This is a genomic window from Actinomycetes bacterium (assembly GCA_036510875.1).
Taxonomy (GTDB): domain Bacteria; phylum Actinomycetota; class Actinomycetes; order Prado026; family Prado026; genus DATCDE01.
The window spans coordinates 1-2,944 of sequence record DATCDE010000307.1 but is presented as its reverse complement, the minus strand read 5'-3'; the positions used below and the strand labels follow the sequence as shown (position 1 = coordinate 2,944).

The 2,944-nt window shown below is 67.6% G+C and carries 4 protein-coding genes; all 4 read left to right on the top strand.

Going from position 1 to position 2,944, the window contains the following annotated elements:
• The first annotated feature begins 417 nt into the window (after positions 1-417).
• The 4 genes from VIM19_17885 (at position 418) to VIM19_17870 (ending at position 2,697) form a co-directional block, all read left to right on the top strand.
• The gene (locus tag VIM19_17885; GenBank protein HEY5186724.1) at positions 418-765 is read left to right on the top strand and encodes a hypothetical protein; all 348 of its coding nucleotides are present in this window, start codon (positions 418-420) and stop codon (positions 763-765) included.
• 227 nt (positions 766-992) lie between these two features.
• Positions 993-1,451, top strand: coding sequence for a hypothetical protein (locus VIM19_17880; protein ID HEY5186723.1), 459 nt, complete (start codon positions 993-995; stop codon positions 1,449-1,451).
• Positions 1,452-1,680: 229 nt separating this feature from the next.
• Complete coding sequence (locus VIM19_17875) at positions 1,681-1,950, top strand: hypothetical protein (protein HEY5186722.1); 270 nt, start codon at positions 1,681-1,683, stop codon at positions 1,948-1,950.
• A 279-nt stretch (positions 1,951-2,229) separates the two neighbouring features.
• Complete coding sequence (locus VIM19_17870; GenBank protein ID HEY5186721.1) at positions 2,230-2,697, top strand: VOC family protein; 468 nt, start codon at positions 2,230-2,232, stop codon at positions 2,695-2,697.
• The last annotated feature ends 247 nt before the right edge of the window (positions 2,698-2,944 follow it).

Below are 2,944 nucleotides of genomic sequence, written 5' to 3'. Positions count from 1 at the left end.
CCTGCTGTCGAAGGCTGGAATCGGAGGGTGGGGGGAACGGCGTGCGTTCTGTCAGGGTATGGGCTCGGCTGCTGGGCGTGGTCCAGGCGGTCGTGGAGGATGTGGAGTTCGACGAGGTCGAGCAGGTGCTCGTGGTCGCGGGGACTTGACCGAGCGGCAGACCGCGACGCTGGCCGGGATGTGTGCTAGCACGCGGCAAGTATCCCGGCGACCTGGATCCTGGTCTTCTTCCACTTCCTCTCCTTCGGCGGCTTCCTTGCGTTCACCTCGTGGCTGCCCACGTATTGGACGTCGATGTACGACACCACGCTGCGCCAGGCAGGCCATCTTCTCCCTGATCTCCGCGCTCATCCGGGTGCCGGGCGGTCTGCTTTCCGACCGGATCTCCATCAGGTACGCCCTACCCGGCAACTCTTGATGCTGGCCGGCACCGTCGTCTTGTCGTTCTCCGGGGTGTTCTCGGTCTCGCTGCTCGCGACCATCGCCGTGGGGGCCGGGATGGGCCTCCAGAACGGGATCGTCTTCAAGCTCCTCCCCCGCTACGTGCCGGACGCGGTCGGTGGCGCCTCCGGCTGGATCGGCGGACTGGGCGCCCTGGGCGGGTTCGTCATCCCGCCGGTCATGGGCGTGGTCACCGGGCTGGTCGGGGGATCGGTGGGATATGCCCGTGGGTTCCTGCCCTTCGCCGCCTTGGTCCTCTTGGCCCTGCCTGTGGTTGGTGTCCTCAACCGGTGGAGCTCACGGCATGGCCATGCGGTGGCCTAGCTGTTCAACGGGGCGGCGTGTGGGGTGGAGATCCCCATCCGGGCCATCGGCTCTGGGAGGGTCGCGCCACTCTCGGCGGCCGGGACTTCCGCCACTGGCCTGCTTGAGTTGCGGATTCCAGACTTGAGACGTGGACCGGTCGAGACCGACGGTCGTGGTCGGTTGCGGCTGTCCTCCGCGTCTCCGCAGCCGCGCAGGCGCGGGATCGATGAAGGAGGGGAACCTCCGTGACCACCTACAGTTCTGACAAGACCGGCACCCATCGCCTGACGCCCGATGGCGTCACCGCTGTCGAGCCCAGCGCTGGAGCCGTGGGCGTGACGATGTTCGCTGCGATTCTGATGATCATGACGGGTCTCTGGCAGGCGTTCGTCGGACTCGTCGCCATCGTCAACGACACGTTCTACGTCGCAACCCAGAAGTACATCCTCCAGTTCGACGTCACCACCTGGGGCTGGATCCACCTGGTGGTCGGCGTGGTGGTGCTGCTGGCGGGCATCAGCCTGTTCAGCGGAACGACCTGGTCCCGGGTCGTGGGGATCATCCTCGCCGGCGTCAGCGCGCTGGTCATGTTCGCCTGGATGCCGTACTACCCGCTGTGGGCGATCTGCGTGATCGCTCTGGACGTCTTCGTCCTGTGGGCCTTGGTCGCCCATGGAAAGGACATCAGAACACTGCGCGGGTAGTCCGTTATCCAAAGGCTGACCCTCTCCCTGACCGGAGTGGGTCAGTCTTGCTGCGGTCACCCGTCTGAACGCACCGGAGAGGCTTCGAACCCGACGTCCGCCACCGGTTTGCCTGCCCTCGCAACTGGGGACTCAGCGCAGGTGAGCTGCTCGATCAGGTGCTCGACGAGGAGCTGCCCTGCTGCACGTCGCTGAGAGCACCCTGGGCGGCCCACCCCAAGTCCGGGACGTGGGCCTGCTGCAGCACTCGCTGGCCCGCAACTACGGGCTGGTGGACGGCATCGAGCGGCTGGCCGTGGCCGCCGTCCTCGCGTTCTACGGCTTCAACGGGCTCCGGCTGTCCGTGACCAACGACGAGGCCTACGACCTCGTGATGGCGGTCGCCGCCGGACAGCTCGACGATGTCGACGCCATCGCGGCTGCCCTGGAACGGGTCGCCCATCCGCGACGCTGGCCACCCGAACGGGCCGATGCACGGCGGGGTGCTTCGGCGTCATGACATGTTGGCGAACCTCCAGCGGCGAGGCTTCATGAACAGCGGCCCTGTTGGGTCTGGTCGCACCCTTCCGCGGCCGCCGACGCCGGTGACGATGGCGCCGACGACGATCAGTGCCTGCCGAAAGAGCCCCAGCGCCGAGTCCGATGGCCGGCGGGTTCGACAACAAGCAGAATTGGTCACCGTGCCGCCGGCCGAGCGCCGGCTGGCGGCAGCGCGCTAGGTTGGCCGACCACATCACGGCGCAACCGCAGGGTGCCGCTGACGACGACGGGAGACGCCTTGGAGATCAAGGAGCTAGGACACCTGGTGCTCTACGTGAGGGACCTGGCCAGGTCGGTGCACTTCTACCGCGACGTGCTCGGTTGGCGGCCCATCCTGGGTGGGGGCGACGACCCGCTGCCGATCCCCGTGGCCGCGTTCTCAGCCCCGTCCGGTCGGACCCACCACGAGCTGCTGCTCATCGAGGTTGGCCAGGAAGCCGCGGCCCTTCCGACCGGCCGACGCGTCGGCATGTACCACTTCGGCCTCAAGGTCGGTGACAGCGACGACGAGCTCAGGGGTGCCCTAGCCACCCTGACGGCGAACAACGTCACGGTGCTGGGCGCCAGCGACCACACGGTCACGCACAGCCTGTACATCGCCGACCCGGACGGCAACGAGATCGAGCTCTACATCGACGTCCCAGGCGTGGACTGGCGAAACGACCCGACCCTGATCGCCGCCCCGGTCAGGCCGCTCGTGCTCTGATCCGCGTGAAGCAGGCAAGAACCAGCAGCTCGCCCTGCGCGTGGCGCGCGGCCGGTCGACCACTACCGCTGAACGGCTTCTCCTCGGCGGCGGTCTATCACCAAATCCTCATCGACTGCCCCCGATAATGCGCGGTCATCACGCCATCCCCGTGACCTGACAGGAGCACAGATGCCCGGCCGCTTCGCTGTCCGACCGGTGAGGCTCGCGGCCGCCGCGCTCGGGTTGGTCTTCCTGGTCTCGGGGT

What these genes read in the sequence shown, in the direction of transcription:
- VIM19_17885 (HEY5186724.1), top strand. Translation starts at nt 418, where the DNA reads ATGCTGGCCGGCACCGTCGTCTTGTCGTTCTCCGGGGTGTTCTCGGTC.